Annotated in this window: 2 protein-coding genes; one reads left to right on the top strand and one right to left on the bottom strand. The window is 63.7% G+C overall.

Features of this window, described 5'->3' with window-relative positions; genetic code table 11:
• Positions 1 to 446: 446 nt before the first annotated feature.
• A complete protein-coding gene (locus tag NKI05_RS31995) occupies positions 447 to 2,417 on the top strand; it encodes a M23 family metallopeptidase (RefSeq protein ID WP_023686664.1) in 1,971 nt (656 codons plus the stop codon).
• A gap of 173 nt (positions 2,418 to 2,590) precedes the next feature.
• Here the strand turns inward: NKI05_RS31995 and NKI05_RS31990 are convergent, their stop codons facing one another.
• A complete protein-coding gene (locus tag NKI05_RS31990; RefSeq protein ID WP_023815704.1) occupies positions 2,591 to 4,150 on the bottom strand; it encodes an MFS transporter in 1,560 nt (519 codons plus the stop codon).
• Positions 4,151 to 4,289 lie beyond the last annotated feature (139 nt).

Genomic DNA, 4,289 nt, shown 5'->3' with positions numbered 1-4,289 from the left:
AAACTGCTTCGCCGCCAGCGGCGCACCGCCCTCGTTCGTGAGGCGTATATAGTCGCCACCAACCAGAACTGTCAACAGTCATCGACGATGTTTTTGAACTTTTTACGACAGAAGTTTTGGCGACGGCGGACTGCCCCAAGGGAACATTGGCATTGCCAAAAAGGAGCCCTATTGCCGCCGCATTGCCGTTCGACACCAAGGCCAACAAAGAAGGGCTCGGCGCGGCCCGCGAGGTGCCTTCCTATAAGAGCCAAAGCGGGGTCTGCGCATCACGGTTCGGAGCCTCCTATAAGAGGATAAAGACGCCTCTCTACAAGGGGCTGTAAAACAGAGCGTGTGAGCGGGGATTTCGCCGCTTCGTTGACTTCACCCGCCGTGACAGGCAAATGTCATGGCCCAACAGAAGCGAAAAGCCGTTCCGCCCGGGGAAGAAGCAGCCTTTCTGGATGCCAGACACGGAAGATGTCATAGCCGAACTCGGCAATGAGCCGCCGCTGATCGCGGATGGCCGCAGCGGCCCGCCCGACCGGCGCGAGGTTTCAGCGCGCTGGCTGTCGGGCACCTTTCTTACCGGCGTGACCTCGAGTGTGCTGATGGGCGTGGCGTTGTTTGCCGCCCTTGACGGCCGCCAGCAGCTGGCAACCCCGCCCGAAATCGCCGAACTGGCCCAGCTCGAAAGCGGCGGCGATTCCGGCGAGGTCGCCAAGACCACCAGGCTGGTGGCGCCGCGCCAGATCGCCAAGGCCAAGGACCGCCGGCGCATGGAAGTGTCGATGGTGACCAAGGTCGGTGACCGCGACGTTATCCACACCATGCCGTTCGTGCAGATCAAGATGGCGCTGGCCGCCGGCCACACCACCAACCGCGCCTATCCGCCTTTCGACCCGATGCAGGTGTTCGGCGACGATGGCGACTCGACGCCGGCGCAGCCGGCGACGGCTTCCGCAGTTGGGGGCCAGATCTACGGCGCCAAGGTCGAAAGCGAGATGAGCCTGAAGACGGTCGATTTCCCGGTCGAGACGGCCTCCTTCGACGAGAAAAGCGACCTGTCCGCCGACGAGGTGGAAAAAGTGGTGCGCGAAGCCGGCACCGACCTCAGCGACGGCGCCGTGCAGGTCGCCTCGCTGCATTATGTCGACCCGCAGCGATTCGGCGATGCCTTCGCCGAATCGATGGCCGGCTCCTACGACGTCAAGATCGTGCCGGAAAACGTCTCGGTGGCGCCGCGCGTCGCGCTCGACGACCAGACCCCGGCTTTCGCCGAGGAAATCATTCCCTTCACCAGGGACCGCGACATTGCCGAGGCTTTCGCTGATTCGGGCTATACGGGCGATGACGCCACCGGCATGGCGGAGGCGATCGGCAAGCTGCTCAACGCACCGGCGCTGAAGGCCGGAACCGTGCTGCGGGTCGGGCTCGAGGTACATGGCGACGCCGCCAAGGTCGTTCGCACCAGCGTCTATGACAAGACAACGCACATCGTCACCATCGCGCTCGACGACCGCGGCCAGTATGTGCCGGCGCAGGAACCGGAGCCGAACCCCGAATTGCTGACCGCGTTCGACGATTCGTCGGCACCGGTGGTGGTGCGCGGCAATCTGCCGAACGTCTATGACGGCATCTACCGCGCCGCCTATTCCTATGGCATGTCGAAGAAGCTGACCCAGCAATTGGTCAAGCTCCTGGCCTCCGGCGTCGACTTCCAGTCCAGGCTCAATCCATCGGACCGCATCGACGTGCTGTTCTCGCAGCCTGACGGCGACGACCAGGCCTCCGACGAATCGGAACTGCTCTATGTCTCGTCGACCTTCGGCGGCCAGACACGCAATTTCTACCGCTTCCAGATGCAGGACGGCTCGACCGACTATTTCGACGAGGATGGATCGAGCGCCGAGCAGTTCCTGCTGCGCAATCCCCTGCCGGCCGGGAAATTCCGCTCCGGCTTCGGCGCCCGCCGACATCCGATCCTCGGTTATGTCCGCATGCATACCGGCGTGGACTGGGCGGCGCCGATCGGAACGCCGATCATCGCCGCCGGCAACGGCACCATCGAAAAGGCCGGCTGGGCCGGCGGCTACGGCAAACAGATCATCATCCGCCATGCCAATGGCTACGAGACCTCCTACAATCACCAGAGCGCCTTTGCCAAAGGCATCGAACCGGGCGTTCATGTCCGCCAGGGCCAGACCATCGGCTTCCTCGGTCAGACCGGCCTCTCCACCGGTCCGCATCTTCACTACGAGCTGATCGTCAACGGCACCAAGGTCGACCCGATGCGCGTGCGTCTGCCGGTCGGCAAGGTGCTGAAGGGCGACGACCTGGTCGCTTTCAAGCGCGAGCGCGAGCGCATCGATGAACTGCTCAAGCAGGAAGACAGCAATCCGCTGAAGGTCGCGAGCGCCAAGATCGAAGGCTAATGCATGTCGCCCAGAAGTGTGCCGCGGCTCTGGGACAAGGACATGTGTCAAAACAAAGACTTAAAGCGCGTCGTATGAATCCGTTTCAGCGCGACGCGCTTTAAGCCGTCACACTCGACGCCGGCGAATCATAATCGCCCCATCAGAGCATTCCGAATCGGGTCGGCTCCGAATCAGGTCGACTGCTCCTCTTCGGCTCGTGACCAAGGCAGCTTTTGCCCCGAAACGGTGGCCCAGGCGATAATAGCGGCAAGGAGGCAAAGCACGGCCGTCACTGTCGACACGGCCGCGAACGCCGCATCGCTGGCGGCGAGCCGTGTTGCATCAAGGTCTGACGCCAGGCCGGCCAATGCCGGTTCTCCGAACCCCGGAATGCCCGGCCTGACGCTGGTATCGAGCATCGTCGAATAGACCCAGGCCGCGAGCGAGCCCATCGCCGCCACAGCAATCAGCCCGCCAATGCGCGAAACCGCATTGTTGATGCCGGAAGCGGCGCCGGTATCCTTGTCCTCGACCGCGGTCATGACCGCCGTCGACAGCGGCGACACCACCAGCGCCATGCCGAGCCCCATCACCGCCATCAGTGGAAAGATACCGGTCCAGAAATTGTGCATGCCGGCATGAGTGAGCAAAGCCAGCCCGGCAAAGGCGATGGCGACCACCAGGCAGCCGCTGGCGATCGGAAAACGCGGACCGATGCGATCCGACCACTGGCCGACGAGACCCGACAGCAGCGCGATCGACGCCGACAGCGGCAGGAAGATGAAACCGACCTCTTTGGTGCTCAGCCCCCATCCAGCGATCAACAGCATCGGCAGGTAGAACAGATTGGCCGACAGCGCGAAATACAGGAAGAAGGTGGCGAGGTTGGCGCCGGCGAAGGCGCCGATCCGAAACAGCTTGAGATCGATCATCGGCTCGCGCTGCCGAAGCTCGAAGACGATGAAGATGATAAGCAGCACGGCGCCTGCGGCGATGCTCGGCCCCGACATCAGCCCGCTGCCTTCGGCGCTCATCGAGGTCAGTCCGTAGGCAAGCGCCCCGAAGGCAAGCGTGGCGAGAGCGGCGCCGCCGAGATCGAGGCTTCGCTTCTCCGTCGGCGCGTCGGCGGGAATCTTGGCCAGCAGGAGATAGATCGAGATCAGCCCGAGCGGCAGGTTGACGGCGAAGATCGCCCGCCAGATACCGCCGCCAAAGGCCGACAGGACGAAGCCACCGAGCACTGGACCGAGCGCCGTCGTCAGCGCCGAGGCGGCGGCCCAGATGCCGATCGCCCGGCCGCGCTCCTTCTTCGGATAGGCCTTGGCGATGATGGCGAGGCTGCCCGGCACCATGATCGCCGCACCAAGGCCCTGAATGGCGCGAAAGGCGATGAGCACCAGCGCATTCGGCGCCACCGCGCAGGCCAGCGAAGCGACGATGAACAACGCAATGCCGGCAACGAAGGCGCGCCTGAGGCCAAACCGGTCGCCGGCGGCGCCGCCGGCCAGAATCAGCGCCGACAGCGTCAGCGCATAGGCGTTGGAAATCCACTGGACCTCGGCCAGGCTGGCGCCGAGGTCGACGCGCATTGCCGGCATGGCAATGGCCAGGATCGACCCGTCGATGAAGCCGAGCGCTGACGCAAGGATCGCCGCAACCAGCACGAACTTGCGCTGCGACTGCGGGCAAAATGTACCGTTGGAAAGCGACCTGGTCAGGGGAACGGCTGCGGCTTCACTCGGAGACTTCATCAGCGCCTGCTTAGACTTGTTGCGGGCCGGCAACAACCAGCCAGCGCCCTGCGCTCATGAATCCAGCTTAGATGTCGGCCTGCCATAAGGACACGCACCCCAAACAACCCATGAAAGCACACATGCACCGCACCAAAAA

It is taken from the genome of Mesorhizobium sp. M0771 (assembly GCF_040320155.1).
GTDB lineage: Bacteria > Pseudomonadota > Alphaproteobacteria > Rhizobiales > Rhizobiaceae > Mesorhizobium.
This window is presented reverse-complemented; position numbering and strand designations above follow the sequence as displayed.

Excerpts from the sequence above, each read along its gene's own strand:
- NKI05_RS31995 (WP_023686664.1), top strand. The coding sequence starts at position 447 with ATGCCAGACACGGAAGATGTCATAGCCGAACTCGGCAATGAGCCGCCG.
- NKI05_RS31990 (WP_023815704.1), bottom strand. The coding sequence starts at position 4,150 with ATGAAGTCTCCGAGTGAAGCCGCAGCCGTTCCCCTGACCAGGTCGCTT.